This is a genomic window from Actinoplanes sp. NPDC049598 (genome assembly GCF_040675435.1).
Classification (GTDB): Bacteria; Actinomycetota; Actinomycetes; order Mycobacteriales; family Micromonosporaceae; genus Actinoplanes.
On record NZ_JBFAOX010000001.1, the window covers coordinates 895,894 to 921,595 of the forward strand.

28 protein-coding genes are annotated in these 25,702 nt (G+C 71.5%); 12 read left to right on the forward strand and 16 right to left on the reverse strand.

The genetic code is table 11. The features are described 5' to 3' along the window. Window positions 1-71: 71 nt before the first annotated feature. The gene (locus AB0J66_RS04375) at window positions 72-551 is read left to right on the forward strand and encodes a MarR family transcriptional regulator (RefSeq protein ID WP_364655556.1); all 480 of its coding nucleotides are present in this window, start codon (window positions 72-74) and stop codon (window positions 549-551) included. A 26-nt stretch (window positions 552-577) separates the two neighbouring features. On the opposite strand, the gene AB0J66_RS04380 is transcribed toward AB0J66_RS04375, so the two are convergent. Next, window positions 578-763, reverse strand: coding sequence for a hypothetical protein (locus tag AB0J66_RS04380; protein WP_364655557.1), 186 nt, complete (start codon window positions 761-763; stop codon window positions 578-580). A 140-nt stretch (window positions 764-903) separates the two neighbouring features. On the opposite strand from AB0J66_RS04380, the gene AB0J66_RS04385 reads away from it, so the two are divergent. From AB0J66_RS04385 to AB0J66_RS04395, 3 genes are read left to right on the forward strand one after another with little or no spacing between them, the layout of a single operon-like run. Beyond that, a complete protein-coding gene (locus AB0J66_RS04385; RefSeq protein ID WP_364655559.1) occupies window positions 904-1,389 on the forward strand; it encodes a DUF2243 domain-containing protein in 486 nt (161 codons plus the stop codon). Continuing rightward, entirely contained in the window at window positions 1,386-2,126 is a 741-nt protein-coding gene (locus AB0J66_RS04390) for a cytochrome c oxidase assembly protein (RefSeq protein ID WP_364655561.1), read from the forward strand. The genes AB0J66_RS04385 and AB0J66_RS04390 overlap by 4 nt, the downstream gene beginning before the upstream one ends. Window positions 2,127-2,179: 53 nt before the next feature. After that, entirely contained in the window at window positions 2,180-3,028 is an 849-nt protein-coding gene (locus AB0J66_RS04395; protein ID WP_364655563.1) for a tetratricopeptide repeat protein, read from the forward strand. Here AB0J66_RS04395 and AB0J66_RS04400 read toward each other — a convergent pair. Beyond that, the gene (locus AB0J66_RS04400; RefSeq protein ID WP_364656038.1) at window positions 2,983-3,405 is read right to left on the reverse strand and encodes a MarR family winged helix-turn-helix transcriptional regulator; all 423 of its coding nucleotides are present in this window, start codon (window positions 3,403-3,405) and stop codon (window positions 2,983-2,985) included. The two genes, AB0J66_RS04395 and AB0J66_RS04400, sit on opposite strands and share 46 nt — an antisense overlap. A 76-nt stretch (window positions 3,406-3,481) precedes the next feature. Here AB0J66_RS04400 and AB0J66_RS04405 point away from each other — a divergent pair, with 76 nt between their 5' ends. After that, window positions 3,482-5,266 (forward strand): ABC transporter ATP-binding protein, encoded by a 1,785-nt coding sequence (locus AB0J66_RS04405; protein WP_364655565.1) that lies wholly within the window; start codon window positions 3,482-3,484, stop codon window positions 5,264-5,266. Window positions 5,267-5,313: 47 nt separating this feature from the next. On the opposite strand, the gene AB0J66_RS04410 is transcribed toward AB0J66_RS04405, so the two are convergent. The 4 genes from AB0J66_RS04410 to AB0J66_RS04425 all read right to left on the reverse strand — a co-directional run bounded on the left by AB0J66_RS04410 (window position 5,314) and on the right by AB0J66_RS04425 (window position 7,666). Beyond that, entirely contained in the window at window positions 5,314-5,961 is a 648-nt protein-coding gene (locus AB0J66_RS04410) for a hypothetical protein (RefSeq protein WP_364655567.1), read from the reverse strand. 62 nt (window positions 5,962-6,023) lie between these two features. Next, entirely contained in the window at window positions 6,024-6,356 is a 333-nt protein-coding gene (locus tag AB0J66_RS04415) for a VOC family protein (protein WP_364655568.1), read from the reverse strand. Next, window positions 6,353-6,985 (reverse strand): nitroreductase family protein, encoded by a 633-nt coding sequence (locus AB0J66_RS04420; protein ID WP_364655570.1) that lies wholly within the window; start codon window positions 6,983-6,985, stop codon window positions 6,353-6,355. Before AB0J66_RS04420 ends, AB0J66_RS04415 begins: the two co-directional genes overlap by 4 nt. Before the next feature lie 36 nt (window positions 6,986-7,021). Continuing rightward, entirely contained in the window at window positions 7,022-7,666 is a 645-nt protein-coding gene (locus AB0J66_RS04425) for a TetR family transcriptional regulator (RefSeq protein ID WP_364655572.1), read from the reverse strand. 74 nt (window positions 7,667-7,740) lie between these two features. Here AB0J66_RS04425 and AB0J66_RS04430 point away from each other — a divergent pair, with 74 nt between their 5' ends. After that, on the forward strand, window positions 7,741-8,835 hold the full coding sequence (locus tag AB0J66_RS04430) for an NAD(P)/FAD-dependent oxidoreductase (protein WP_364655573.1): 1,095 nt from the start codon (window positions 7,741-7,743) through the stop codon (window positions 8,833-8,835). Between the two features lie 42 nt (window positions 8,836-8,877). Here AB0J66_RS04430 and AB0J66_RS04435 read toward each other — a convergent pair whose 3' ends face one another. Then, window positions 8,878-10,233, reverse strand: coding sequence for a citrate synthase (locus AB0J66_RS04435; protein WP_364655574.1), 1,356 nt, complete (start codon window positions 10,231-10,233; stop codon window positions 8,878-8,880). A 68-nt stretch (window positions 10,234-10,301) separates the two neighbouring features. Here AB0J66_RS04435 and AB0J66_RS04440 point away from each other — a divergent pair, with 68 nt between their 5' ends. Continuing rightward, a complete protein-coding gene (locus AB0J66_RS04440) occupies window positions 10,302-11,498 on the forward strand; it encodes a citrate synthase 2 (RefSeq protein ID WP_364655576.1) in 1,197 nt (398 codons plus the stop codon). Between the two features lie 337 nt (window positions 11,499-11,835). On the opposite strand, the gene AB0J66_RS04445 is transcribed toward AB0J66_RS04440, so the two are convergent. Then, window positions 11,836-12,555 (reverse strand): HAD-IA family hydrolase, encoded by a 720-nt coding sequence (locus AB0J66_RS04445; RefSeq protein ID WP_364655578.1) that lies wholly within the window; start codon window positions 12,553-12,555, stop codon window positions 11,836-11,838. Beyond that, window positions 12,552-13,076 (reverse strand): GNAT family N-acetyltransferase, encoded by a 525-nt coding sequence (locus AB0J66_RS04450; RefSeq protein WP_364655580.1) that lies wholly within the window; start codon window positions 13,074-13,076, stop codon window positions 12,552-12,554. Before AB0J66_RS04450 ends, AB0J66_RS04445 begins: the two co-directional genes overlap by 4 nt. A 358-nt stretch (window positions 13,077-13,434) precedes the next feature. On the opposite strand from AB0J66_RS04450, the gene glgX reads away from it, so the two are divergent. After that, window positions 13,435-15,543, forward strand: coding sequence for a glycogen debranching protein GlgX (gene glgX / locus AB0J66_RS04455; RefSeq protein ID WP_364655582.1), 2,109 nt, complete (start codon window positions 13,435-13,437; stop codon window positions 15,541-15,543). 387 nt (window positions 15,544-15,930) lie between these two features. Here glgX and AB0J66_RS04460 read toward each other — a convergent pair whose 3' ends face one another. Continuing rightward, the gene (locus AB0J66_RS04460) at window positions 15,931-16,221 is read right to left on the reverse strand and encodes a hypothetical protein (RefSeq protein ID WP_364655583.1); all 291 of its coding nucleotides are present in this window, start codon (window positions 16,219-16,221) and stop codon (window positions 15,931-15,933) included. Between the two features lie 583 nt (window positions 16,222-16,804). Between AB0J66_RS04460 and AB0J66_RS04465 the strand changes: the two genes are divergently transcribed. Beyond that, window positions 16,805-17,350, forward strand: a complete 546-nt coding sequence (locus tag AB0J66_RS04465; RefSeq protein ID WP_364655585.1) for an HIT family protein — start codon at window positions 16,805-16,807, stop codon at window positions 17,348-17,350. Window positions 17,351-17,423: 73 nt separating this feature from the next. On the opposite strand, the gene AB0J66_RS04470 is transcribed toward AB0J66_RS04465, so the two are convergent. Genes AB0J66_RS04470 through AB0J66_RS04480 form a run of 3 tightly spaced genes read right to left on the reverse strand, consistent with a single transcriptional unit; the run spans window position 17,424 to window position 19,634 of the window. After that, window positions 17,424-17,981, reverse strand: coding sequence for a hypothetical protein (locus tag AB0J66_RS04470; RefSeq protein ID WP_364655586.1), 558 nt, complete (start codon window positions 17,979-17,981; stop codon window positions 17,424-17,426). After that, window positions 17,981-18,604, reverse strand: a complete 624-nt coding sequence (locus AB0J66_RS04475) for a maleylpyruvate isomerase N-terminal domain-containing protein (RefSeq protein ID WP_364655588.1) — start codon at window positions 18,602-18,604, stop codon at window positions 17,981-17,983. The genes AB0J66_RS04470 and AB0J66_RS04475 overlap by 1 nt, the downstream gene beginning before the upstream one ends. Before the next feature lie 40 nt (window positions 18,605-18,644). Beyond that, a complete protein-coding gene (locus AB0J66_RS04480; RefSeq protein ID WP_364655590.1) occupies window positions 18,645-19,634 on the reverse strand; it encodes a hypothetical protein in 990 nt (329 codons plus the stop codon). A gap of 50 nt (window positions 19,635-19,684) precedes the next feature. Between AB0J66_RS04480 and AB0J66_RS04485 the strand changes: the two genes are divergently transcribed. Genes AB0J66_RS04485 through AB0J66_RS04495 form a run of 3 tightly spaced genes read left to right on the forward strand, consistent with a single transcriptional unit; the run spans window position 19,685 to window position 20,804 of the window. Continuing rightward, window positions 19,685-20,077 (forward strand): ChaB family protein, encoded by a 393-nt coding sequence (locus AB0J66_RS04485; protein ID WP_364655592.1) that lies wholly within the window; start codon window positions 19,685-19,687, stop codon window positions 20,075-20,077. Further along, complete coding sequence (locus AB0J66_RS04490) at window positions 20,074-20,484, forward strand: DUF1810 domain-containing protein (RefSeq protein ID WP_364655593.1); 411 nt, start codon at window positions 20,074-20,076, stop codon at window positions 20,482-20,484. The genes AB0J66_RS04485 and AB0J66_RS04490 overlap by 4 nt, the downstream gene beginning before the upstream one ends. 59 nt (window positions 20,485-20,543) lie before the next feature. After that, on the forward strand, window positions 20,544-20,804 hold the full coding sequence (locus tag AB0J66_RS04495) for a hypothetical protein (RefSeq protein WP_364655595.1): 261 nt from the start codon (window positions 20,544-20,546) through the stop codon (window positions 20,802-20,804). Here AB0J66_RS04495 and AB0J66_RS04500 read toward each other — a convergent pair. From AB0J66_RS04500 to AB0J66_RS04510, 3 genes are all read right to left on the reverse strand, one after another. Further along, window positions 20,770-21,447 (reverse strand): GNAT family N-acetyltransferase, encoded by a 678-nt coding sequence (locus AB0J66_RS04500; protein WP_364655597.1) that lies wholly within the window; start codon window positions 21,445-21,447, stop codon window positions 20,770-20,772. The genes AB0J66_RS04495 and AB0J66_RS04500 overlap by 35 nt on opposite strands. 50 nt (window positions 21,448-21,497) lie before the next feature. Further along, window positions 21,498-24,497, reverse strand: a complete 3,000-nt coding sequence (locus AB0J66_RS04505) for an EAL domain-containing protein (protein WP_364655598.1) — start codon at window positions 24,495-24,497, stop codon at window positions 21,498-21,500. A 130-nt stretch (window positions 24,498-24,627) separates the two neighbouring features. Beyond that, the gene (locus AB0J66_RS04510) at window positions 24,628-25,662 is read right to left on the reverse strand and encodes a gfo/Idh/MocA family oxidoreductase (RefSeq protein ID WP_364655599.1); all 1,035 of its coding nucleotides are present in this window, start codon (window positions 25,660-25,662) and stop codon (window positions 24,628-24,630) included. Between the last annotated feature and the right edge of the window lie 40 nt (window positions 25,663-25,702).

A 25,702-nucleotide genomic window follows, 5' to 3' on the forward strand; every position in this document is an offset into this window, starting at 1 on the left:
ATCCTCCATGGTTAAGTATCTCGACGATCGAGAGTCTTACCCACCCGGAGGGAATCTGCAACACTGGCACGGTGGAAGATCGGGAACAGTTGCAGGCCGACGTGGTGGACCTGCTGCGCCAATACAGCATCGAGGCGCAGCACGTGGCGAGCGCGTTCGCGCACCTCCAGGGCCTGCACCACACCGATCTGCAGGCCCTGGCCGCGGTGATGCACGCCGAGCGCCGTGGCGACCCCCTGACGCCCGGCCGCCTCGGTCAGCAGCTCGGGCTCTCGTCGGGGGCCACCACGGCGGTCATCGACCGCTTGGAGCGGGTCGGGCACCTCAGGCGTACGAGGGAGAGCGCCGACCGCCGCGTCGTCCATCTCCGCTACGCCGAGCAGGCGATGGTCGTGGCCCGGCAGTTCTTCGAGCCGCTGGGCGCGCGCAGCCACGCCGTGATGGGGGACTTCAGCGTGGACGACCTGGCGATGGTGCGCCGGTTCCTCACCGGGATGCTCGGGGCGGTGACCGAGCACCATCGCTCCCTAACGCCTACCGGCGACGCCTGACCTGCACCCGGCCACCGGCCGATCCTTTACACAGTGACATCGAGGTGACTCTGCAGGGTGCGGCGGCTGTCCATGACGGCCGCCCGGTCGGCGGCGATGACCTTCTTGTCGGCGCCCGCCACGACGTCCGTGGTCAGTTGCAGGCAGTCCTTGCGCAGGTGAACCAGCGTTGCGTGGGTGGCCCAGGGGGAGGGGCCGATGCGCATGCTCATGGCGATTCCTTTCGCTCCACATTTGCAACCGCCTAGATCGGCGGCCCTGCGCGCCGGTTGAGCCCCCGCGCCGTGGTCTGCGCCACTTTCACGCGGGCGGGCCGCCGCATATCGCGAAGAGCCCGGGGTATGCGCCCCGCGTGAAACTCACTCTCCCCGGAATCGTGCTCGGCGTCGGCCTCGGCGGGTTCGTCGACGGCATCCTGCTGCACCAGCTGCTGCAGTGGCATCACCTGTTGACGAGCACGGACACCGACCGCGTGGGCGTCAAGTACTACTCACCGGACACAGTAGACGGTCTGCGCATGAACACGTTGTGGGACGGGGTGTTCCACACCTTCACCTGGCTGGCCGTCCTGATCGGGCTCGGTTTGCTGTACTCGCGGGTGACCGCCGGCCGGGGCCGCATGTGGGGGTCGCGGGCGCTGTGGGGCTGGATCCTGGTCGGCTGGGGCCTCTTCAACCTGGTCGAGGGGCTGATCGACCATCAGCTCCTCGGCATCCACCACGTCCGCTCGGGGCCGCATCAGCTCGCATGGGACCTCGCCTTCCTGGCCTTCGGGGCGGTGCTGATCGGGGTGGGCTGGCTCGTGCAGCGCAACGCCCGGGTGCTCGAACGCGCGTGAGCCACGTCCACCACCTCGACATCGGCCTGTTGCTGCTGCTGGCCGCGATCGGCTACGAGGCGCTGGCCACGGTCGCCCGGTTCCCGTGGTGGCGCACCGCGTTCTTCCTGACTGGTTGCACGCTGCTGGTTGCCGGTTTCGCCTTGCCGGGCGCCGATTTCGGCACGCACATGCTGCAACATCTGCTCATCGGCATGCTCGGCCCGCTGGGGCTCGTCCTGGGTGCGCCGGTCACGCTCCTGCTCCGTACGCTGCCCCGCCCGGCCGGCCGCTTCGCCGGCCGGCTGCTGCGGAACCCGTACGTCCACGTCATCTCCCACCCGCTGGTCGCGCTGACCCTGAACCTCGGTGGGCTCGCCTTGCTGTTGCTCACTCCTCTGTATGAAACAGTCACCCGCTCGGCCGGCCCGCACCTGCTCGTGCACGTGCACTTCCTGCTCGCCGGTTACCTCTTCGCCTGGGTGATCGCCGGCCCCGACCCCGCCCCGAACCGCCCGCCGGTCCCGGCCCGCCTGGTGGTGCTGGGCGTGGCCATCGCCTTCCATGCGGTCCTGTCCCAGCTGATCTACGCGGGCCTGGTCGACCTGCCCGTGCCGGCCGCCGACCGCCGGGCCGGGGCCGAGCTCATGTACTACGGCGGCGACATCGCCGAGCTCCTGCTGGCCGCCGCCCTCGTCGCCACCTGGCGCCCCCGCCGCGCCCCGGCCGGCCGGCTCGGGCGGGCCGTGGCTCCCTGACCGCACCCCGGGGGTACTCCAGCGGGACCCGGGCGCCACCGATCTCGTCTGGTGTGCGTACCGAACTTCTCCTCGACCGTGCCGGTGACCTGCTTGTCAGCGGTCGTGCCGGGCAGGCCGCGTCCCTGTTGGCGCCCGTAGTGGGGGCCGAGCCGGGCAACGCCGGCGCCTGGCTGCTGCTGGCCCGGGCCCACCTGGCGCTGGGGCGTCCCGGTGAGGCCCTCGAGGCGGCACGGGCCGCGCTCGGCCTGCGGCCGGGTGCGGTGGACGCCCTGTACTGGGTGAGCGCCGCCTACACGGCGCTGGGCCGGCACGAGCTGGCCATCAACGCGGCCACCGTGGCCGGGCAGGAGGACCCGGGCAATCCGCGGCTGGCCGAGCGGCACGGGCGGGCGCTGCTGGCCGCGGGCCGGGTCGCCGAGGCCGAGGTGCTGCTGGCCGCGCACGCCGAGTTCGCCCACTACGACGCGGATCTGCAGGTCGCATACGGCATGGCTCTGTTCGCCGCCGGACGGCCGTTGAGCGCGCGCGAGGCGTACGGCAAGGCTGTGAATCTCGAGCCCGGCCATCAGGCCGCGCTGGCCGAGCTGCGCCGTCTCGGCGCGGCCGAACGGAAGATCACCGACGCCGGCTCGCTGGTGCGCGTGTGCGACGAGTTCGCGGAGTCGCTGCGGATCCCGGCCGGTGGTGTCGTCCCGCCGCGGGGCGTCGTGGCTCACGTGGCCGGCGTGACCGTCGGGGTCAGCCTGGTCACCATGATCATCCTCGCCGTGCTGGTCCGGCTGGGCGGGGCCGACGTGCCGATGCCGCTGCTGATCGGCGTCTTCTCCCTGGCCGGGGCCGCGGCCTGCGTACGTCAGGTGTCGTCGCGCAGCTTGCCCAGGACGCGCAGCAGGTCCTGACGGTCGGCCGGGTCGAGGACGGCGAACAGCCGCGCGCTCGCCGCCTGCCGGGCCGCCTGGATCTCGGTGGTGACCGCCGTGCCGTGCGAGGTCAACGTGACCAGCACGGCTCGCCGGTCGTCCGGGTCGGGCCGCCGCTCCACCAGGCCGCGCTGCTGCAGATCGTCGACCACCTCGGTGGCCGAGCGCGGAGCGATCCGCAAATGCTCGGCCACGCTGCTCAGCCGGAGATCGCCGTGGCGGGCCAGCACGGTCAGGGCCCGGCCCTGGGACGGGGACAGGTCCCACGGCTCCAGCGCGACCTTCGTCCGATGCCGCAGCTGGCGCGCCACCGCCCAGAAGGCGTCGGACAGGCTCTCCTCCTCTTGCACGGGAATACCGTACCAGCGATTACCGTTGTAGCCTCATGTTGAGGTAACCTCAGTAATCATTCCCGTGGAGAGTAGGTCGCACTTGGAAAGCCCAACCGAAGGCCGCGGACGCGGCAAGAAGCTCACCCAGGCCGAGATCGCGCAGGCCAAGAACGTCTCCCTGCGCCGCATCGGCGCCCTGTTCACCGGACACCGCTGGCCGCTGGCCGTGGTCGTCCTGACCCTCGTCGCCTCGTCCGTCGTGGGCCTGGCCTCCCCGTTCCTGCTGCGCGAGGTCATCGACGTCGCGCTGCCGCACAGCGACATCCGGCTGCTGGTCTGGCTCGTGATCGGCATGGTCGTGGTCGCCGCGGTCACCTCGGCCCTCGGCGTGGTGCAGACCTGGATCTCGACCGCGGTCGGCCAGAAGGTCATGCACCGGCTGCGCGTCGACGTCTTCGCCCACCTGCAGCGGCAGTCGATCGGGTTCTTCACCAGGACCCGTACCGGCGAAGTGCAGTCCCGCATCACCAACGACATCGGCGGCATGGAGTCGGTGGTCACCTCCACCGCCACCTCGATCGCCTCCAACCTCACCACCGTGGTCGCCACCGCGGTCGCCATGGCCGCCCTGAGCTGGCAGCTGTCGCTGGTCACGCTGGTCGTGCTGCCGCCGGCCGTCTGGCTGACGCGCCGCGTCGCGACCATGCGCCGCGCCATCACCGCCCAGCGCCAGCGCGAGCTGGCCGACCTCAACGTGATCATCGAGGAGGGCCTGTCGATCGGCGGCGTCCAGCTGTCCAAGACGATGGGCACCGGTCCGGCTCAGGTCGAGCGCTTCACACAGTCATCCAGCCGTTTGATTGACCTCGAGCTGCGCTCCGAGCTGGCCGGCCGCTGGCGGATGGCCTCCATGAGCATCGTCTTCGCCGCCATCCCGGCCGTCATCTACCTCGCCGCGGGCCTGCCGTTCACCGCCGGCTCGATGAGCATCGGCACCCTGGTCGCGTTCACCGCGCTGCAGTCGAGCATCTTCCGCCCGCTCATGGGCCTGCTCAACGTGCAGGTCACGGTCACCAGCTCGCTCGCGCTGTTCGCCCGCATCTTCGAATATCTCGACCTGAAGGTCGAGGTCGAGGAGCCGGCCACGCCCGTGCGGCTGACGGCCCCGCGCGGCCACTTGCGCTTCGAGGACGTCACCTTCCAGTACGCGGGCAGCACGGCGGCCGCCATCGCGGGCGTCAATCTCGACGTTCCCGCCGGCACCTCACTCGCCCTGGTCGGGGAGACCGGCAGCGGCAAGAGCACCCTGGCCGCCCTGATCGCCCGTCTCTACGACCCGACCGCGGGCCGGATCACCATCGACGGCGTCGACCTGCGCGACCTGTCCTTCGCCGACCTCGCCGCGACCGTGGGCGTGGTCAGCCAGGAGACGTACCTGCTGCACACCACCGTGCGGGAGAACCTGCGGTACGCCAAGCCGGACGCGACCGACGCCCAGATCGAGGCCGCGGCCCGGGCCGCGCAGATCCACGACGTGATCGGCGCGCTGCCCGACGGCTACGACACGATGGTCGGCTCCCGCGGCCACCGCTTCTCCGGCGGGGAGAAGCAGCGGATCGCCATCGCCCGGACGCTCCTGCGCGACCCGCGGATCCTCGTGCTCGACGAGGCCACGAGCGCGCTCGACAACGAGACCGAGCGCGCCGTGCAGAAGGCTTTCGACGAGCTGTCGCGGGGCCGGACCACGGTGACCATCGCGCACCGGCTGTCGACGATCCGCGACGCCGACCAGATCGCGGTCGTCGACCACGGCCGGATCCTGGAATCCGGCACCCACTCCGCCCTGCTCGAGGGCGGCGGCCGGTACGCGGCGCTCGCCGCGTGAGCGGACCCCTCCGCCCGCGCCCACTCGGGCGCGGGCGGGCGAAAAGGTCACTTCTTCTTCTTGCCCTTCTTGCCGCCGGGCTCGCCCGGCACGGGCAGCGGCGGCGCGCTCTTGGCGTAGTCCACGACGATCGGCAGGCCGATCCGGACCAGCTCCTTGGCGCGCCGCTGCACGTCGTCCGGGGTCTGGGCGCGGGTCACCGGCACGTGGATGGCGACGTGACCGACGAAGTTGATCAGGTCGTCGACCGTGCCCGGGAAGATGTGGCACATCCGCGAGGCGGCCAGCAGCTGCGACTCCGGCACCCCGGCCACTTGCTCGGCCAGGCCGGCCTCCCACGCCGTCGGGTGCACCAGGTAGCCGGCCGGGAGCCGGCCCGGGCCGCCGATGCCGTTCAGCGCGTGGGCGCGGCTGCCCTTGCCCGGCCTGGACGCGCTCACGATGTAGAGGAAGCCCGCCCCGCCCAGGATCCCGCAGACGATCAGGGCCGCGGTCACGTTGTTCGCGCCCGCCATGATGATCAGGAACAGCACGACGATGATCAGCGCGCCCGCCATCATCTCCGGTGTGCCGTCGCGGGCCTCGTCGTCCTCCGCGTTGGCGACGCAGCGTTCCAGGATCCCCTCGTAGATCCGGTCCTGGGGTTTCCAGTGGTCCTCGCGCACCGGCATGGCGCGCAGCGTCGTCTGACCCATCCGTGGGTCCTCCTATATCGGCGGTCTTGTGACCACGGATATCGGCTGCCGCCGCGCCCTCTTTAGTTCTCCACGCAGAACTCGTTGCCCTCCGGGTCGCGCATCACGATCAGGCCGTTGACCTCCCAGGCGAACGTGGCGCCGAGCCCCTCGAGCCGTTTGCGCTCGGCCGGGATGTCGGCCGCGCGCAGGTCGAAATGCATGCGCAGCTTGCCCGTCTTGGGCTCGGGCACCCGCTGGAACCACAGGTTGGGCCCGCCCCAGCCGGGCGCCTCGACGAACGCCTTGTCGCTGGTCGAATCCTCGTCGAGTTCCCCGCCGAGAACCTCCGCCCAGAACCGGGCGACGACGAGCGCGTCCTGGCAGTCGAAGGTGATGCTCTTGACGTACGTCATGACTCCGTACGGTAGCGCTCGTGGAACACGACCTCCTCCAGAGGCCGCCGCTTCGGCTGGGACCACTTGCCGCGGGCCGGGTAGCCGAGCGGGATCAGCGCCATGGTCAGGGCGTCCTCCGGAAGACCGAGCAACTGCCGAACGTCCGCCTCGTGCCCCATGTAGAGGGTGGTCAGGGTCGACCCGATGCCGTACGCCCGCGCGGCCAGCATCAATTGCTGCACGGCCCCGTAGATGGACGAGCCCAGCCGCGGATTCTTGCTCGCGGCCGCCCCCAGCAGCACCGGGAAGACCCAGACCGGCGCCTCCTCCAGGTGGTTGGCGAGGTGGTCGGCGGCGCGGAAGCCGGCCGCGCTCATGCCGTACGGGTCATCGCTGTCGAGGATCTCCTCCCGCCGCGACCCGTAACTCGCCTCCCAGCCCTCCCGGTACCAGCCGGCGATCCGCTTCTTGACCGCGGCATCGCGCACGACGATCCAGGCCCAGCCCTGCCGGTTGCCCCCGCTGGGCCCCCGGATCGCGGCGTCGAGGATCGCCCGCACGATCTCGTCACTGATCGGCTCGGCCGACAGGTAGCGCCGAGCCGGCGTGGTGTGCAGGGCCTCGAGAAGCGGCAGATCATTCGACATGCCACCTACCTTTGCAGACGCCCGGCCGCGCCTGCTTCAGGCTCGGGTGTGTGCCTCTTCGGGGCCGAGGTCCAGGCTCTGGGCGAGGAGGGCCACCTGCTCGGCGTAGTGGTCGAGGAACTCGGGGTCCCGCGGATCGGTCCGGCAGAGTCCCGCGATCACCTGGGGCATCGTGGTGGGGGCCATGGCGGCGGCCATCAGCATGATCAGCAGGCAGTTCGGGTCGACGTCGGGGTTGTCGTCGCCGAGCCGCTCGGCGATCTGCCGGACGCCGTTCTCGAGCATCGCGGTCCGGGCCTCGCGGCCGGGGTCGTCGCCGTCGCGGCCGCCGGCGTACTGCAGGCCGCTCCACGCGAGCATCCGTACGCCCTCGGGGTTGTCGAGGTTCTCCCGCACGTAGCGGCGCAGCTGCTCGGGCAGGGGAGTGCCCGGCTCGGAGATCTCCGCCTGCCGGCGCCCCCACTGCTCGTTCATGGCCCGGAACAGGCCCTCCTTGCCGTCGAAGTAGTACGACAGCAGCTGCTGGTTGACGCCGGCGCGCTCGGCGATCGCCCGGATGCGCGCGCCCGCGAACCCGTGCGCCGCGAATTCCTGGGCCGCGGCATCGAGGATCTTCTGGCGCGTGCGCTCCGGGTCGCGCTGACGCTCTTGCGGCTTGGGTGACCTGCGGGGACCTGGCACGCCGCTGATTGTACGCATGAGCCAATCAACCATCTGCTTGACAAGATCAAGCATGCGGTTGATACCGTCAGGTCATGCGAATTCTCATAGCCGGCGCCGGCATCGGCGGTCTCGCCCTCGCCCACGCCCTGCGCCAGGGCGGCCTGGACGTCGCCGTGTACGAGCGCGACCCCGCCCCGCACAGCCGTCAGCAGGGTTACCGCCTCCACATCGACCAGAACGGCAACGCCGCGTTGCGCGCCTGCCTGCCCCCTTCGATCCTCGATCTCGTCCGCGACACCAGCGGCGCCCTGGGCGACCGGGTGGCCTTCTACACGCAGGACCTCGTGGAGATGTCGGCCCAGGTCTTCCCCGATCTGCCCGCCTCCGAGATCACCAATGTGGACCGGGACACGTTCCGCCGGGGCCTGCTGACCGGACTCGATGTCACCTTCGGGCGGGCCGTGAGCGGCTACGAGCTGACCGCCGCGGGCCGGGTGCGGGTCTCGTTCGAGGGCGGGGGCTTTGACGAGGGCGACCTGCTGGTCGGCGCGGACGGCGTCGGCTCGGCCGTGCGCCGCCGGCTCGTCCCCGATGCCACGCTGCGGGATCTCGGCCTGACCTGCCTGTACGGCCGGATGCCGCTGGACGGCGCCACCCTGCCCGCCGACTTCGACCGCGGCTTCTGCTGGGTCGCCGGCGCCAACGGCTACGGCGCCGGCTTCGCCCCCGTGCAGTTCCGCACCCCCACCGGCACACCCGACTACCTGATGACAACTCTGGTGGCGCCGACGTCCCGGCTCGCCCCACTCCCCACCGAGTCATCCGAGCTGAGGCAGATCTGCCTGAACGCCCCCACTGCCTGGCATCCCGCCGTCCACCAGCTCTTCGCCGCCGCCGACCCCACCTCGTTCTTCCCGATCACCATCCGCGCCGGCGCCCGCGTCACCCCCTGGCCCACCGTCCCGGTGACCGTGCTCGGCGACGCCATCCACACCATGCCCCCGGCCGGCGGCGTCGGCGCCAACACCGCCCTGCAGGACGCCGCCACCTTGGCCGCCGAGCTGCTCTCCGAAAAGCCGCTCCTCGCCGCCGTATCCGCCTACGAGCAGACCATGCTTCCCCGCGGCTTCAACACCGTCGACAGCTCAGTCCGCATGCTCGGCCACCTGGCCCCAGCACCGTCGTAGCTCGGGCCGTCGGGCGAAGACGTCGGCTCAGCTGAGTTGCGGTCACGCCGGTGGACGGCCGGCGTAGCGGCCGGACGGGCGGAAGCGGGACGGCCTGTCGCCGTACTCCTCGAGGGCGTGAGCGAGCCACCCGGCCGTGCGGGCGATGGCGAAGATGGTCTCGCCGGCGTCGGCCGGCATCCCGCTGTCCAGAGCGAGGGCGGCGAGCGCGAGGTCGACGTTGGGGTGGACGCCGGAGCGGTCCCACATCGCCTCGGCGATCTCCTCGGCGCGGATGGCGGCCGGCCCGTCGTCGAGCAGGTCGAGCAGGAGCTTGGCGCGCGGGTCGCCCGCCGGGTAGAGCCGGTGCCCGAAACCGGGGATCGTCTCGCCCGCCCGCAGACGGCTGGCGACCGCCTCGACCGAGTCGCGCCGCGACAGGGCGTCGGCCAGCAGCTCGTACGCCAGCCCGCTGGCCGCCCCGTGCAGGGGCCCGTCCAGCGCCGCCAGCCCGGCCCCGACCACCGCGTACGGATGGGCCCGGGTCGACGCGGCAACCCGCGCCGCCAGCGTCGACGCGGCGATGTCGTGGTCGGCCAGCAGCACCAGCGCGGCATTGAGGACCGCATGATCGGCCGGCGTCCCCGGGTTGCCGGTCAGCCGCTTCCACAAAGCGGCCGCCAGCGGCGAACGGACAACGCCTCCGCCCCGCCGGGCACCCACGACGGTGACCTCCCAGCCATCCACCGATTCGGCGCCGAGCGTCCTCGTACTCCCCGCGCCGGACCGCCCGATGTCATTCCCGCCCTCGGCATCGGCGCCGGACGATGTCGCGGCCGCATCCCAGTGGCGGCCGGGCGATCGCGAGAAGGGGCCGGCGAGATATGGCATGGCGGTGGCGGTGGGCAGGGCGGCGACCATGGTCGCGAGCAGGGTTCGCCCGGTGCTGACGACCGAGGCCGGGGTGATGTCGAAACGAAGAGGGTCGGCGGCGGCGGCCGCGGCGACGATCACGCGGAGGCGGTCGGTGTGGCGGGCCGCGGCGGGCAGGGGAGCGGTGACCGCGGTGGCCAGCTCGAGCAGGTCCACCGGGGCCAGGAGATCGGTGTGCTCGGGCTCGCCGGTCCACAGCAGATTGGCGACCGACTCGAAGCTGACGGTGGCGGCGAGGTCGACGGCGTCGCGGCCCCGGTAGTACAGGCCGCCGTCGGTGATCAGCGTGATCCCGGTCTGGATGCTCGGCGTCGCGCGGCCCTTGCGCTTGGCCTCGAACGCGTCCACGTCGGCCCGGGCGAACAGACTCACCTTGCCGTCGCCGTTTCGCACGCTGCGCAGCAGGCCCCGACTGACGTACGCATAGACGGTCGCGGGCTTGACGCCGAGCCGTTCGGCGACTTGTTCGGTCGTCAACGTGTCCATGTGCAGATCCTCTCATGTTGACTGGATCAACATTGACGTCAAGATGTACGGGCCGCATGGTGAGACGCATGCTGACTGTGAACCCAGGACTGGCCGGTGTCGTCGCTTTCGACACCGAGATCGCCGAGCCCGACCGAGACGGCGGCGCACTCCGCTACCGCGGTGTCGACGTCCATTCCCTCGCCGGCGTCGTCGGCTTCGGCGACGTCTGGGGCCTGCTCACCGACGGCGACTTCACCCGTCCGCTGACATCACCCCAGGCCGCCGCCACACCGGCGCCGCCGCGGACTGCGCCGTCCCGGACCGCCGCCACACCAGCGCCGCCGCGGACCGCGCCGTCCAGGACCGCCGCGACACCGGGTCAGCGGACCGGCGACGCGCGCGTGGACGTGCAGGCGCGGGCCGCGGTGCTGGCCGCCCGCTCCGGTCTGCGGCCGCTGATCGACATCGACCACGCACAGGCCCGCGCGGATCTGGCGCTAGTCTCGGCCGAGATGCTCGATCAGGTCGCGGTCTCGGCCCGGGGCGATTTGGCCCCGGTGCCGCAGCGGCTGGTCGACGAGGGCCGGGACGTCACCGAGCGGTTCATGATCCGGTGGCGGGGTGAGCCGGATCCGCGGCACGTGGCGGCGATCGACCGGTACTGGGTCTGCGCGGCCGAGCACGGCATGAACGCCTCGACCTTCACCGCCCGCGTCGTGGCCAGCACCGGAGCGGACGTCGGGGCTTGCCTCTCCGCGGCGGTCGCCGCGCTCTCCGGGCCGCTGCACGGCGGGGCGCCGGCGCGGGCGCTCGGCATGGTCGAGGCGGTTGAGCAGGGCCAGGACGCGAGGCGCTATGTCAAACAGGTGCTTGACAGTGGCAACCGGCTGATGGGTTTCGGCCACGCCATCTACCGGGCCGAGGACCCGCGGGCCACCATCCTGCGGGACACCGCCCGCGAGCTGGGCGCGCCCCGCTACGAGGTCGCGCTGGAGCTGGAGCGGGCCGCCCTGGCCGAGCTCCGCGAACGCAAGCCCGACCGCGTCCTGGCCACCAACGTCGAGTTCTGGGCCGCCATCGTCCTCGACTTCGCCGAGGTCCCGGCCGACCTGCTGGCCTCGGTCTTCACCTGCGCCCGGACGGCCGGCTGGAGCGCCCACATCCTCGAGCAGAAGCGCCTGAACAAGATCATCCGCCCTTCCGCCGATTACGTGGGCCCGCCCGAGCGTGCCGCCACGGACCTCCCCGGCTGGTCCGACACCCTCAAACGCCGCAGCGTCTGAGACCGGCGCCCGCGGTCCCTCAGGCCGCACTGCCGGGAGGGGTTGCTGCGGGTGAGGCGCGAAAGCCGCCGCGGACAGGCCCGGAGGGTGGGGTTGGGCGGACGGAGCCGGCGCAGCGGGCGACACGGGCAGGCTCGGGGTGACGGGTTGGGCGGACCGAGCCGGCGCAGCGGGCGACACGGGCAGGCTCGGGGTGACGGGTTGGGCGGGTGGAGCCGGCGCAGCGGGCGACACGGGCAGGCTCGGGGTGACGGGTTGGGCGGGTGGGAGCTGCTCCGGTGTGGCGGCGCGCGGTTGCCGGCGGGCGGCCCGCGGTGGGCGGTGGGTCGCGGTTGGTTCATGGCAGCAGGGCCGGTACGGCGGTGAGCGAGCGGACGCGGTACACCCCGGCGGGCGCGGGTGAGTCGGTCAAGCGGTCGATCCAGACCGCGGCCGCCAAGGCGGCGTTGTGGGCGCCGGCGACGTCGCTGACCAAGCTGTCGCCGATGTGCCAGGCGGCGCTCGGCGGGGCGCCCAGTTCGCGCAGGGTGTGGTGGAAGACCTCCGCGGCGGGTTTGGCGTGCCCGGTCTCGCCGGACGTGACGACCAGATCGAGGTGGGCGGTGAGGCCGGTGGCGGTCAGCTTCTCGTGCTGGGTGTCGGCGGGGCCGTTGGTCACGACGGCCAGCGCGTCGACGTGGTCGCGCAGGGTGGCCAGGGCGGCCGGGACGTCGGCGTACAGGCGGTAGCGGCTCAGCCGGTCGCGCCGGTACAGGTCGAAGGCCAGCTCGACCAGCGCCTCGTCGTCGTGGCCGTGTGAGGCGAGGGCCTCGTGCCAATGCTCCCGCCAGATGTCATGGCCGTGCGGGGATCCGCTCGGCGCAAGCATCACCGCGGATTCGGCTGTTCGCCAATGGGCGAGGCAGACCCGTTCGTACGTCACCGCGAGCGCCCCCGCGTCGATGCCCGGCACCGCCGCGGCCACACCGGCGCAGGTGGCCCGGACTGTGGCGCGCCAGTCGTCGTCGGAGTAGTCGAGCAGGGTCCCGTCGAGGTCCAGCAGGACGACTGAGATCACGAGCGGCCCAGGTCGATCCAGTAGCGGCGGACGGGGCCGTGCTCGGTGTCGCGGATCTCCTCGAGGACGCCGCCGTTGCGTTCGATGGTGCGGGCCGAGGCGAGGTTGCCGGCCAGACAGGGGATGAGGACGCGGTCAGCGGTCAGGACGGCGCGGGCCTCCGTCAGCATCTCGGCCAGGGCCCAGGACGCCACGCCGCGGCGGCGGGCCGACGGGCGGATGCCGTAGCCGATCTGCCCGAGGCGGTCGTCGTAGAGATGGCGCAGCGCGATGCCGCCCAGGACGCGGCCGTCCTCGACGATCCAGCGGTTGGTGGCGTGGCGTTCGGGCGGGCACGGGGCGCCGGCCGGGTGGGCCAGGCGAAGCCGGTCCCGCACCCAGGCCGCGAAGCCGCCGGGCGAGTCGACGTCGTCACCGGGGCCGAGACCGAAGCCGTCCTCGTGCAGGCCCGGGCCCCACTCGTCGCGGCAGTCGAGGAACGCGGCGTGCAGCCGGGTGGTCGGGGCGATCAGCTCAGGCATGCGGCCACCGTAGACACCGCCGGTGGCGGGCGGGCCCGGGCGCGTCACGCACACGCTTGGCTGTGCTTGCCGAACGCATGACTGCTTCAGGGCTGTACGTGACGGAGCCGCGCGGCGCTCTGCGGCGGGCTCACGGCCGTGCGCGGGCGGGGAACGGCGGGCGACCGGAGCCGGGCCGATGTGATCTGGGGCACTTTGAGGGAAGCGCCCCCATTCACTCACGTCGTTGTGATGGAGTGAGCGTTCCGTCCAGCCGCGTCACCACGGTCCCCCGCGGGAGAGACGGCCGGTCAGGGGCGGCATCAGAGGTTTGAAAGACCACAGATTCAGCAGGGGCGGATCGGGGAAGCAGAGCGGCATGAAAATCTGGCCCGGGAACCCCTACCCGCTGGGCGCGACGTACGACGGCGGGGGCACCAATTTCGCGCTGTTCTCGGAGGTGGCCGAGCGGGTCGAGCTCTGTCTCTTCGACGACGACGGCGTGGAGACGCGGATCGATCTGCCGGAGCGGGAAGCGCTGGTCTGGCACGGCTATCTGCCCCGGGTGGTCCCGGGGCAGCGGTACGGATACCGCGTGCACGGGCCGTACGACCCCGCGAACGGGCTGCGCTGCAATCCGAACAAGCTGCTGCTCGACCCCTATGCCAAGGCGATCGACGGGCGCAACGACTGGAACCAGGCGCTGTTCTCGTACAATTTCGGCGAACCGGACTCGGTCAACGACGAGGACTCGGCCCCGTACGCGCAGAAGTCGGTCGTCATCAACCCGTTCTTCGACTGGGGCAACGACCGGCCGCTGAAGATTCCGTTCCACCAGACGGTCATCTACGAGGCCCACGTCAAGGGCATGACGCAGCGGCACCCGGACATCCCCGAGGACGTCCGGGGCACCTATTCGGGGCTGGCCCACCCCGCGATGATCAAGTACCTGCAGAAGCTCGGCATCACCGCTGTCGAATTGATGCCGGTGCATCAGTTCGTGCACGACAGCACGCTGATCGACCGAGGCCTGACCAATTACTGGGGCTACAACACCATCGGCTTCTTCGCGCCGCACAACGGTTACGCGTCCTTCGACGGGCACGGCGGCCAGGTGCAGGAGTTCAAGTCGATGGTGAAGGCGCTGCACCAGGCCGGCATCGAGGTCATCCTCGACGTGGTCTACAACCACACCGCCGAGGGCAACCACCTCGGGCCGACCCTGTCCTTCCGCGGCATCGACAACCCGGCCTACTACCGGCTCGTCGACGACCAGAAGCAGTACTACTACGACACCACCGGCACCGGGAACAGCCTGAACGTGCGCCATCATGAGTCGCTGCGGCTCATCATGGACTCGCTGCGCTATTGGGTGACGGAAATGCATGTCGACGGTTTCCGCTTCGACCTGGCGGCGGCGCTGGCCCGGGAGTTCCACGCGGTGGACCGGCTGGCCGCGTTCTTCGACCTGGTCAACCAGGATCCGGTGGTCTCGCAGGTCAAGCTGATCGCCGAGCCGTGGGACGTCGGCGACGGCGGCTATCAGGTCGGCGGGTTCCCGCCCCTGTGGACCGAGTGGAACGGCCGTTACCGCGATTCGGTGCGCGATTTCTGGCGGGGCGAGCCGTCGAGCCTGGGCGAGTTCGCGTCGCGTTTCACCGGCAGTTCCGACCTGTACGAGATCGACGGCCGGCGCCCGATCGCGTCCATCAACTTCGTGACGGCGCACGACGGCTTCACGCTCAACGACCTGGTGTCGTACAACGAGAAGCACAACGACGCCAACGGCGAGCAGAACCGCGACGGCGAAAGCCACAACCGCTCCTGGAACTGCGGCGTCGAGGGCCCGACCGACGACGCCGAGATCGTCGCCCTGCGGGAACGCCAGAAGCGCAATTTCCTGGCCACGCTCCTGCTCAGCCAGGGCGTCCCGATGATCGCCCACGGCGACGAGCTGGGCCGCACCCAGGGCGGCAACAACAATGTCTACTGCCAGGACAACGAAATCGCCTGGGTCGACTGGGAGGACGCGCGCAACCAGGACATCCTGACCGGCTTCACCAGCCGCCTGCTGGAATTGCGGGCCAAGCACCCGATCTTCCGCCGCCGCCGTTTCTTCACCGGCGACCCGGTGACCGACGACAAGACCCCCGACATCGCCTGGCTGCGCCGCGACGGCCAGCCGATGACCGAGGCCGACTGGAACACCCGCAGCGGCATGACAATGACCGTCTTCCTCAACGGCCACGGCATTCCGGAACGCGACGCCCTGGGCGAGCTCATCACCGACGACTCGTTCCTCATCCTGTTCAACCCCCTCGAGGAACGCGTCGCCTTCACCCTCCCCGACCGCCAATTCGGCCGCACCTGGGAAGTCGTCGTCAACACCGCCGACCCCCTCCTGGCCGCCCGCCGCAAAACCACCAAAGCCGGCGGCCAATACGAAGTGAACGGCCACACCATGGTCGTCCTGAGGTGCCGCTACTGACAGGGCGAACCTCGGCGTAAGGCCGGCCCGAAAGCGAGAGTCAACCTCACGTCGTAGCGGGGAGACAGCCTTCAGTCCTGTCAAGGGCGGCGGTGGGGTGGTTGGTAGTGGGGTACAGACCGTCACTCCCGTCGAGGCCCGGGCGGGGCGAGCAGGGCGCTGCGCGCCCACAACGCTCACCCCACCCGGGCGGCCTGCGTGAGTGGTCACGCTCCCACCCCGAGCAGTCTCAAGCAGGCGGTTGACTCACTCATGCGCCGGCGCAAAGACGGCCGGGCTGGGGCCGAGCGGTTTGCGCTGCGGCGGCGCTCGTCATGCTCTGGTCCATGAACCTTTGACGCGGGGCACCGGCTCCCGGCAGATCGCGCGGCATCTCAACCAATGCGATTAGTCGCCGCAGAACCACAGGTACAGATGTTGACCTTTCTCGACCAGAGCCGCGAGCCGGTTGACGTCGGCTCGAGCGGATTCCGGGATCGATCCAGCCGGGAGCCGCTCCAACTCCGCCAGCAGGATGGGTATCTGACGCTGGTTGAAAATCGTGTCGAGATAGGCGCACAACCCGGCCAGCATCGGAAACACTGCGGGATCGAGATCGATGACCTCTTGAGTCCACTCGAAGCCACGCGCACGCGCCACGATCCGGCCGGACTCCGCACGCACCTGCAGGTCGATCACCGCACCACGGTAACGGCACCTTCCGACAAGATCGATCATGGTGTTCGCAGCAGCATCTGCACACCGCCTTGGGGGCTCGTAGCGCGTTCGCGGCGAGAAGTGGGTCGCACCGAGGGACGGCTCTGCCGACTTCCCGAGCATGGGGAGATCAGGCGCGACGCCCCATGCGCGGCGCTCGACCTCGGCACCGGCACCGGCGTTGTCTCGGCACAGGCACAGGCACAGGCACAGGCACAGGCACAGGCACCGGCACCGGCACAGGGACGGGCACAGGCACAGGCACCGGCACAGGCACCGGCACAGGGACGGGCACAGGGACGGGCACGGGCAGCGGCACCGGCACAGGGACGGGCACGGGCAGCGGCACCGGCACAGGGACGGGCACGGGCAGCGGCACCGGCACAGGGACGGGCACGGGCAGCGGCACCGGCACAGGGACGGGCGCCGGCACCAGTAGCTGGAGCCGCGATCGCGGCCCGGCACTCTGGGCGGGTGGCCAACACCGCCGCCGAGCGGGGTTCCGGGCTGTCGGGCGCATGCGGTCTGGGGCGGCGGTGCAGCGTGGCCGGCTGCAGTACCCGTCATGGCCATGGTCGAAGGCGGCTGTAGGGTCCTGCCACTGTCTATATGGGGGCGTGGCGTGTTCGAGCATGAGCCTGACGGGTATGTGTGCCCGTTCTGCCGGCTGGTGGGTGGGGGTGAGGACGCGCGGCGGATCAACACGCAGCGGGATGTGGTGCGGCGGAACGGGCGGGCCACGGCGTTCGTGTCGCCGCGGTGGTGGCCGGGGAATCATGGGCATCTGCTGGTGGTGCCCGACGCGCACCACGAGAACCTGTATGAGCTGCCGAGCGAATACGGGCATGCGGTGCACGATCTGGTGCAGGAGTGTGCGGTCGCGCTCAAGCTGGTCTACGAATGCGACGGGACGTCGGTTCGGCAGCACAACGAGCCGGGTGGGAACCAGGATGCCTGGCACTATCACGTGCACGTCTTTCCGCGGTATCACGGGGACGATCTCTACGGCGCGGCGCCCTATCCGGAGTTCATGGCGGCCGAGGAGCGGTGGCCTTACGCGGATCGGCTGCGGGCCTACTTCGAAGAAAAGGAACGAGTGGACCGCGGGTAAATCATGGAGCCCGGAGCCCGGAGCGAGTAGAGGCCAAGAACGCCGCGTGGCGGGGCGCGGCGAGCGGTGGGCGCTATGAGCGGCGGCGGCGGTCGATCTCGTTCATGACGGTGGGGTCCCACTTGGAGGCGTCCCAGTCGTCGGCGGTGACCAGGGGCCGGCGGGCACCCAGGGTGGGCTCGCCGGTGGTGCGGCGGATGCGGGCGCGGACGGTCAGGACGCCGGCGATCAGGAGGGCGGCGGCGGTCAGGCGCAGGGCCAGGTTGGTGCCGACGATGGTGGCGACCGTGGGCATCCGCTGGGGCAGGACGTAGGCGAGGGCGGTCAGGACGGCGAAGAGCGACACCGAGGCGTACGCCGTCAAGCCGGCGCCTAGGCGCTGGGCCGTCACCGCCCAGACGATGGTCGAGATGAGCAGGACCAGGACGCAGACCAGGGCGATCAGGCCGGTGACGCTGCCGAAGAGCAGCACCGAGGCCTGGGTGCCGACGTCGTTCGGGTCGGCGGCGCCGCTGCGGAGGGCGGCCGAGGCGGCCAGGGTGACCACGTGGACGAGCACGGTCAGGGCGGCGTAGATGCCGGCGAACAGGACCACGCGGCGGCCGGCCAGGGCGAACGTTTCGGTGGACATCAGAGGACGGAGAATCCCTTCGGCAGGGGCGCACGGCCGGTGAGAGCGAAGAGTACCGCGGGGCCCTCGCCGACGGCGGCCGCGATCCGGGCCGCCTGCACGGTGGTCTCGGTGACGGCGCCGTCCGGGAAGGCGACCGGCACCTCGGCGGCGGCCGCCACGTCGAGACCGTGCACCACCAACTCGAAGGTGCGGGTGGGCAGCCAGTCGCGCACGCGCATGCCGCCGACCGGCGTGGAGACCACGTCGTCGTCGCCGACGGCGGCCAGGGCCTGGGTGGCCCGGCCGGCCAGTTCGCCGATCAGCCCGGCCGGGTCGTCGCCCAGGTCACGGGCCGAGGCGCGGGCGAGCTCGGTCGAGGCGGCCACGGCGGCGGCGTACACCTCGGCGGGCACCGAACGGGCGTACGTCCAGTAGGCCTCGGGGGAGATGACTTCGGCCGAGGCGGCGGAGGCGGTGAGCACGCCGGGCACCTGGCGCAGGGCGGAGCCGGCCGTGTGGGCGACCAGCTCGCGCAGGGTCCACTCGCCGAGGCCGGGCGCGTCCCAGCGGCCGGCGGGCACCCGGGAGACGAGGTCGACGAAGGTGACGGCGGCGGCGCGGAAGGTCCGGCGGTAGTCCATGGCGACCAATCTGCCATCGGTCACCGCCCGGGCGGAAATCTCAGCGCGGGGTCGACTCGTCGGAGTCCGCGGCGCGGTGCCGTCCGCCGGAGGGGCGGTCATCGGCGGGGCGGTTGCCGTACGAGCGGGGGACGTATCCGGGCGTGTGGGGGAACCGCTCGGTCGCGTCCTGCCGGTCGCTGGGCGGTCCCGCCGAGTGCCGGCCCGAGTAGTCCGGCGGTTCGAGCTCGGGTCGCCCGGAGGGCGGGATCAGGCGCGGCGGGTAGGGGCTGCCCGGCGGCGGCACAGTCCTCGGAAGAGCGGCCTGAGGGTTCGGCGGAGGTGAGGGCGGCAGTGCGGACGCGAGGTTCGGTGCCGGCGAGTACGAAGGGGACGGCAAGGGTGAGGGGGCCGACGAGGACGAGGTGGGCGGCGAAGATGAGGGGGACGAGGACGAGGTGGGCGGCGAAGATGAGGGGGACGAGGACGAGGTGGGCGGCGAAGATGAGGGGGACGACGAGGGCGACGGTGATGACGAGGGCGACGCGGCGTCGGGCAGACCGGAGGGGCGGCCCGGGCGGTCCGGTTCGGTCGTGGGCCGGGCGGGCAGGCCGGACGGCATCGGCCCGCGGCGTTCCGGCTTGTTGGCCGCCGGCGGGGCCGCCGCGGCCGTCCGCGGGGCGGACGGGTCGATCGGGCCGGGGGCGGCCGGGAACGGCTGGCGGTCCGTATGGGCGTCGCCGGTCTCACCCGCGTACGGATCCGGGGTGAACCTGGCGGCGAGCCGCCGCAGCTTCACCACCCGCCGCAGGCAGACCATCGCGTAGATCACGGCGAGCACGGGCAGCGCGAAGACGTAGTAGAACGTGAACAGGTCGTCCGGCCGGGTGATCGCGAGGTAGCCGCCGTAGCCGAGGAAGCCGAGCCCGAGCAGCGCATCCACCCCGCGCAGGAACCCGGACTGACCGAGACCGGCCACGGCCAGGGCGAGCAGCACGAGGCCGCTGAGCCCCAGCAGCCCGATGTACGTCCAGAGTTGTCCGTCCGGCACACTTCACCGTAGGACGGTTTGCGACCTTGTGTGCCGGGAACTGCCAACACATGCCAGCGCGTGAGGAGATGCCGGCGACGCTGAAGCGCTCGCCGAAGAAAGCACAGGACACGTTCGCCGCGACCCACGACTCGGCGGTCGAGCAGTACGGCGAGGGGGAGCGGGCCCACCGCACCGCGTTCTCCGCCGTCAAGCACTCGTTCGAGAAGGTCGGCGACCACTGGGAGCCCAAGGCGAAGAAGGGCCCGAGCGACGCCAAGGCGGCCGGAGGCCGGGGCACGAAGGCCGAGGCCAAGGGCGGGGTCGACGCCAACGCCAGCAAGGAGCACCTGCTCCAGGTGGCCCGGAAGCTCGAGATCTCGGGCCGGTCGCGGATGACCAAGGCCGAACTGGTCGACGCGATCCAGAAGGCCAACAAGCGAGCCGACCGCAAGGCGTCATGAGCCTCGACCGATTCGTCCAGGCGCAGGGCGACGGCGTCTACGAGACCGCACGGGCCGAGCTGGCCGCGGGCCGGAAGCGCACCCATTGGATGTGGTTCGTCTTCCCGCAGCTGGCCGGCCTGGGGTCGAGTTCGACCGCCCAGCACTACGCGATCAGGGATCTGGCCGAGGCCCGCGCCTATCTCCAGCACCCGATCCTGGGCGCCCGCCTCAAAGAGTGCGCGGAAATCCTGAAAAATACGGATCAGACGGCGGCATCGATCTTCGGTTATCCCGACGACCTCAAGCTCCGCTCGTCAATGACATTGTTCGCGGAGGCAGCGGCCGAGCCGGCCCCGTTCCAAGCGGTGCTGGACCACCTCTACGACGGCCCCGACGACCGCACCCTGCAGCTGTTGAAAAGCTGAAAGCTGACTGTGGCGCGCGTCGCGTGTCGCCCCGCGCGGTTCTGGGGAAACGATCCGTCATGCAGCCAGAGAAGATCTCCCAGACCGAGTACGCCACCGAGCTGAACCGCCTGCACACCCGGCGCGAGGAGCTCGAGGAGACCGAGTCGACCCTGGTCAGCCACGACCACGGCGGCGGTCTGCCGCATGACGAGCAGAACCGGCTGGAGAAGGTGCGCGGCGAGCTCGCCGACGTGCTCCAGCAGATCGGCGACCTCAAGGACCGCTTCGCCGACTCGGGCGGCGCTAAGCCGGACCCCGAGGGTGCGCTCGGCGAGTGAAGGACGCGAACTGCACCTGGTGGCTGACCTGGAAGCCGAGCCGCTCGTAGAGCCGGATGGCGCCCTCGTTCTCCGCGGTGACGTGCAGGAACGGCAGGTCGCCGCGGTCGAGGATGCCGGCCGCGACGGCCATGGTGAGGCGGGCGCCGAGGCCGCGGCCGCGGAAGGCGGGGTCGGTGCAGACGGCGCTGACCTCCGTCCAGCCGGGGGTCTGCAGGCGCTCGCCGGCCATGGCGACCAGCCGGCCCTCGTGCCGCAGGCCCAGGTAGCGGCCGAGCTCGACGGTGCGCTTGCCGAACGGCCCGGGCTGGGCCCGCTCGACCAGGTCGAGGATCTCGGGCACGTCGGTCTCGCCGAGGACCACCGCCTCCTCGTCGGGCACGCCGGTCATGCCGTGGCCGACCATCTGCGCGCCGGTCACCACCCGGTGCGGCTCCCAGCCGTCCGGTGGCGTGATCTTCGGGCCGGTCAGGAACGCCTTGTCGGTCAGTTCGGCCAGATCGGCCCAGGCGGCCGGGTCGTCGAAGTCGGCCACCGCGCAGAACGGCGAGACGTCGGGCTGATAGCGGGCGGCGTCCCCGGACGCCTCGGCGAAGCAGGCCTGCGGCCCGGAGAGGGCGGCCCACACGGGATTCTCCAGCACGCCTCGACCCTGCCCTGTGGCGGCCCATGACCGCCAGCGATTAACCGGTATTACCCTCGGGCCGGGGACGCCACCAACGTCTGGGCGTCGTGGGCCAGGGCCGGGATCTCGTTCGGCCAGACCGGCTTGGCGAAGTGGTAGCCCTGTCCGTACGGGCAGTCCATCTCGATCAGCGCGGCCCGCTGCCCGGCGTCCTCGATGCCCTCGGCCACCACGGCCAGGTTGAGGTTGCGGGCGAGGGTGACGATCGCGTCGACGAGGGCCCGCTGCTGCTCGCTGCCGACGATCTCGTCGATGAACGACTTGTCGACCTTGAGAACGTCGACCGGCATCTGCCGCAGGTAGCTCAGCGACGAGTAGCCCGTGCCGAAGTCGTCGATGGCGATCCGCACGCCCAGGGCCCGCAGGGCCCGCAGGTCGGCCGCGACCTGGTCGGCGTCGCGCAGCAGCAGGCTCTCGGTGATCTCCAGGAGCAGCCATTCGGGTTTGGCGCCGGCCTCGGTGATGGCCCGGCGCACCTGGTCGACGAAGCCGGGGGTACGGAACTGGCGGGCCGAGACGTTCACGCTGACGTAGCGCAGGGTCATCGCCGGGTCGGCCGCCTTCCAGGCCGCCAGCTGGGCCAGGGCCTCGCGCAGGACCCAGCCGCCGATCTGGACGATGGCGCCGCTCTCCTCGGCCACCTCGATGAAGTGGTACGGGCCGAGCAGCCCCCGGCTCGGGTGCTGCCAGCGGACCAGCGACTCGACCGCGACGATCTCGCCGGTGCGCAGGTCGACGATGGGCTGGTACATGACCCGGAGCTGGTGGGCGTCGATCGCCTCGTGCAGGGCGGCCCGGGTCTCCAGGCGCTGCACCATCTCGGTGTGCAGCTCGGGGCGGTACCGCTGCCAGGTGCCCTTGTCGGCCCCCTTGGCCTGGTAGAGGGCGAGGTCGGCGTGGCGCAGGAGCTCGGTCGGGGCGTCGGCGCCGTCGCTGGTGGCCACGCCCACGCTGGCCGCGCCGCTGACGATGTGGGTGCCGCCGAGGCCGTCGCCGACCTCGACCGGCACGGCCAGGGCCTCGACGAGGCGGGCGGCCACGGCCTCGGCGTCGTCGCCGATCAGGATGGCGAACTCGTCGCCGCCCATCCGGGCCGCGGTGCCGGTGGTGCCGATGGTCTCGTCGATGCGCTTCGCCACCGCGACGAGCAGGTCGTCGCCGACCGCGTGCCCGAGGGTGTCGTTGACCTCCTTGAAGTCGTCGAGGTCGACGAAGAGCACGCCGATCTCCAGTCCGGACTCGGCGGCGGCGGCGAACGCCTCGTCGAGCCGCTGGCGGAACAGCACCCGGTTGGCCAGCCCGGTCAGGCCGTCGTGGAAGGCCAGGTGGGACAGGTCCTGCTCGAGGCGCCGGCGCTCGGTCACGTCGCGCACGGTCAGCACGACCCCGCGGACGGTCGGATCGTCGCGCAGGTCCCGCCCGGTGCACTCGACCTGCAGCAGGGAGCCGTCGGCGCGCAGCACGGCCAGGTCCGGCGCGTCGAGCTCGCTCTGGCCGTCGCGCAGGAAGCCGAGGATCTCGTGCATGGCGTCATGGTGGCCGACCGCGATCAGCGCCGAGAGCGGGGTGCCCTCGAGGTCGGGGTGGCCGAGCACGGTGGCCGCGGACGGGCTGGCGTAGCGGATCAGGTCGTCGTCGCCGACGATGAGGATGACGTCGGTCGCGTTCTGGATGAGCGTGCGGAAGTAGGCCTCGCTCTCGCGGCGGTTGACCTCGCCGGTCAGGCCGATGCGCTGCATCACGACCTCGATCTGGGCCAGGTACGCCTCGAACGAGGGCAGCAGCTCGCGCAGCACGGCGCCGTCGCCGCCGAGCAGACCGGCGCCGAGCCGGCCGGTGCCCGGCAGCGGCATCGTCGCGTACAGGAAGTGGTCGAAGCCGTGCGAGGGCACCCCGGCCGGAAGCTGCTCGGCGGTGATCAGCCGGAGGCCCGGCACGTGCGGGACCTCGCCGGCGTTCGCGGTCAGGCTGAGGCGGTACGGCTTGTCGGGCGGCATGAGCGTGGCCACGGCGTCCCGGACCGCGCGGGCCGCGTCCTGCTCGGTGGCGGCCGAGAACAGCATCGCGCCGGCCTGGCGCAGCGCCCGCTCCCGGGCCCGGGCCTGCCGCTGGGCGCTCGCGAGGCCGTTGACCCGGGCCAGCACGAGCAGGAACATCAGGGCGGCGGCGCCCGCGATGACCGGCGCGTCGACGACACCCTGCCGGGCCGCCTCGACCTCCTGGCCGTTCATCCACTCGATGTAGAGCACGACCGGCGCGATCAGCGCGGCCGCGGCCATCCAGACGATGCGGCGGGTGCCCAGGTCCGTACCGGCCTGCGGGGGAAGCTCTTCGGTGAGCTCGCGCATGGACGGCATCAGGGCCGTGTAGCCCATGACGGCGTAGAAGACGATCCAGCCCAGGTCGACCGGCCCGCCCAGCGTCCAGTCGCTGTTGAGCTGGGACTGGCCGTAGAAGACGTCCGAGACGAGCAGGCCGACGGTGGCGACGCCGATCGCGGTCAGCGCCCGCGGCCGCCGGCCCGGGCCGGTCAGCATGCGCAGGGTCATGGCCAGCGCGAGGACGTCGCCGAGGGGGTAGCCGATCGAGACCAGCTTCTCCAGCAGCGACAGGTCGTGCGAGCGGGTGAACGGTGCGATCCAGTAGACCCACGAGAGCAGGCCGAGGCCGACGGTGGGCACGAGCGCGTCGAGCAGCGCGGCCCGGTTGCTGCCGGTGCCCCGGTAGCGCACGAACAGCAGGAACCCACCGGTCAGCAGCGGGTAGACGAGCAGGTAGAACAGGTCGGCGAGGCCGGGGAAGCGCGGTTCGCGGCCGAACGCGAGGATCAGGTTGTACCAGGTGTCGCCGGTGGTGAAGAAGGCCAGCGCGGCCGAGATGAGGTACCACGGAAGCCGCCGGCCGGGTCGGTTGCGCCGGGCGCCGAGCAGCACGACGGCGGCGCTGGAGTAGCCGAGCAGGGCCCAGGTGTAGAGGTGGCTGTCCGGGAAGGCGTAATAAACCGCCATCAACGCGACAATCCACGCACAGAACCCCACGCGAGCGGCTCGCATCGTCATCCGCCCTCCGATCGGCTCCGCGGGACGGCCGGCTTGCCCCGTCCCGCGTCCCATCGGGTGCGGGTGGCGAGGTCTTAGCTTAAATCCACGGAGGGGCGTCAACAGCCACCGTCTCACCACTGTCCGCGGCCTCTTCGATCGCCAGCGCGACCAGGTGGTCGTGGGCGCCGTCGGCCAGCGGGTACGGCGGCGGGCCGTCCCCGCGCACCCAGGCGGCCATGCGCTGCAGCAGGGTGGCGATGGCGATCTCCTCGTCGTTCCAGCGGCGCCCGGGGAAGGGGTTGCGGAAGAGTACCCGCTCGCCGAACGCGATGGTGTCGGTGTCGAAGTCGTCCAGGTCGAGGTCGTATCCGGTCTGCCGGCGCACCAGCGGCGTCCGCACGATGGTGCGCGGCCCGGCCAGCCGGACGATCTCGTCGTCGCGCAGCTCCCCGTGGGTGCCGCGGACCAGGATCCGGCGGAAGCGGAGCTGGTTGTGCCACTGGTTGTCGGTGAAGTCGTACAGCCCGGACCGCCCGTCGCCGAAGTCGAGGGTGGCGATCGTGGTGACGGCCGGCCGCGGTTCCGCCGAGTCGGTCCAGCCGGCCCGGGTCAGGGGGTCGACCAGCGGGGCGGTGGTGCGCGAGGCCCGTACGGTGACCGGGCCCCGGCCCTGCCCGAGGTAGCCGCGGATCAGCGACACCGCGTGGTACATGTGGGTCGAGGAGACCTGGACCTGGGTCGGCTCGCCGATCAGCCCGTCGCGCACCGCCTGCAGCCGGGCCGCGTGCGCGGGGACCATCAGGTACTGCTCGGCCACCTGGACCAGGCCGGTGTCGCCGGTGAGCTGCCACAGCGCCCGCAGCTTGGCCTCGTCCGGCGCCGGCGGCGTCTCGGCCAGCACGGGCAGGCCCCGCTCGACCGCCTCCAGGATCACGCCCGGGTTGGCCTCCCACGGCACGGCGGTGACCACGAAGTCGGGCCGGATCTCGTCCAGCCCGCCGAAGGTGGGAACGGGCAGCTCACGAGGCGTACGGACCACGGCCCCGAGGCACTCGACGTCGGGCAGCGCCGCCGCCAGCCGCCAGAACATCTCGGCCCGCCAGCCCGACCCCACCACTGCGAACGACGTCATGGGAGACACACTAGATCCACGGTTATGGCCCTTTCCAGAA

Bases quoted from the DNA above. Each gene is read 5' to 3' on its own strand.
- AB0J66_RS04380 (WP_364655557.1), bottom strand. From the start codon at position 763: ATGAGCATGCGCATCGGCCCCTCCCCCTGGGCCACCCACGCAACGCTG.
- AB0J66_RS04410 (WP_364655567.1), bottom strand. From the start codon at position 5,961: ATGGGTCAGACGACGCTGCGCGCCATGCCGGTGCGCGAGGACCACTGG.
- AB0J66_RS04415 (WP_364655568.1), bottom strand. From the start codon at position 6,356: ATGACGTACGTCAAGAGCATCACCTTCGACTGCCAGGACGCGCTCGTC.
- AB0J66_RS04420 (WP_364655570.1), bottom strand. From the start codon at position 6,985: ATGTCGAATGATCTGCCGCTTCTCGAGGCCCTGCACACCACGCCGGCT.
- AB0J66_RS04430 (WP_364655573.1), top strand. From the start codon at position 7,741: ATGCGAATTCTCATAGCCGGCGCCGGCATCGGCGGTCTCGCCCTCGCC.
- AB0J66_RS04435 (WP_364655574.1), bottom strand. From the start codon at position 10,233: ATGGACACGTTGACGACCGAACAAGTCGCCGAACGGCTCGGCGTCAAG.
- AB0J66_RS04440 (WP_364655576.1), top strand. From the start codon at position 10,302: ATGCTGACTGTGAACCCAGGACTGGCCGGTGTCGTCGCTTTCGACACC.
- AB0J66_RS04450 (WP_364655580.1), bottom strand. From the start codon at position 13,076: ATGCCTGAGCTGATCGCCCCGACCACCCGGCTGCACGCCGCGTTCCTC.
- glgX (WP_364655582.1), top strand. From the start codon at position 13,435: ATGAAAATCTGGCCCGGGAACCCCTACCCGCTGGGCGCGACGTACGAC.
- AB0J66_RS04465 (WP_364655585.1), top strand. From the start codon at position 16,805: ATGGCCATGGTCGAAGGCGGCTGTAGGGTCCTGCCACTGTCTATATGG.
- AB0J66_RS04470 (WP_364655586.1), bottom strand. From the start codon at position 17,981: ATGTCCACCGAAACGTTCGCCCTGGCCGGCCGCCGCGTGGTCCTGTTC.
- AB0J66_RS04475 (WP_364655588.1), bottom strand. From the start codon at position 18,604: ATGGACTACCGCCGGACCTTCCGCGCCGCCGCCGTCACCTTCGTCGAC.
- AB0J66_RS04485 (WP_364655592.1), top strand. From the start codon at position 19,685: ATGCCAGCGCGTGAGGAGATGCCGGCGACGCTGAAGCGCTCGCCGAAG.
- AB0J66_RS04490 (WP_364655593.1), top strand. From the start codon at position 20,074: ATGAGCCTCGACCGATTCGTCCAGGCGCAGGGCGACGGCGTCTACGAG.
- AB0J66_RS04495 (WP_364655595.1), top strand. From the start codon at position 20,544: ATGCAGCCAGAGAAGATCTCCCAGACCGAGTACGCCACCGAGCTGAAC.
- AB0J66_RS04505 (WP_364655598.1), bottom strand. From the start codon at position 24,497: ATGGCGGTTTATTACGCCTTCCCGGACAGCCACCTCTACACCTGGGCC.
- AB0J66_RS04510 (WP_364655599.1), bottom strand. From the start codon at position 25,662: ATGACGTCGTTCGCAGTGGTGGGGTCGGGCTGGCGGGCCGAGATGTTC.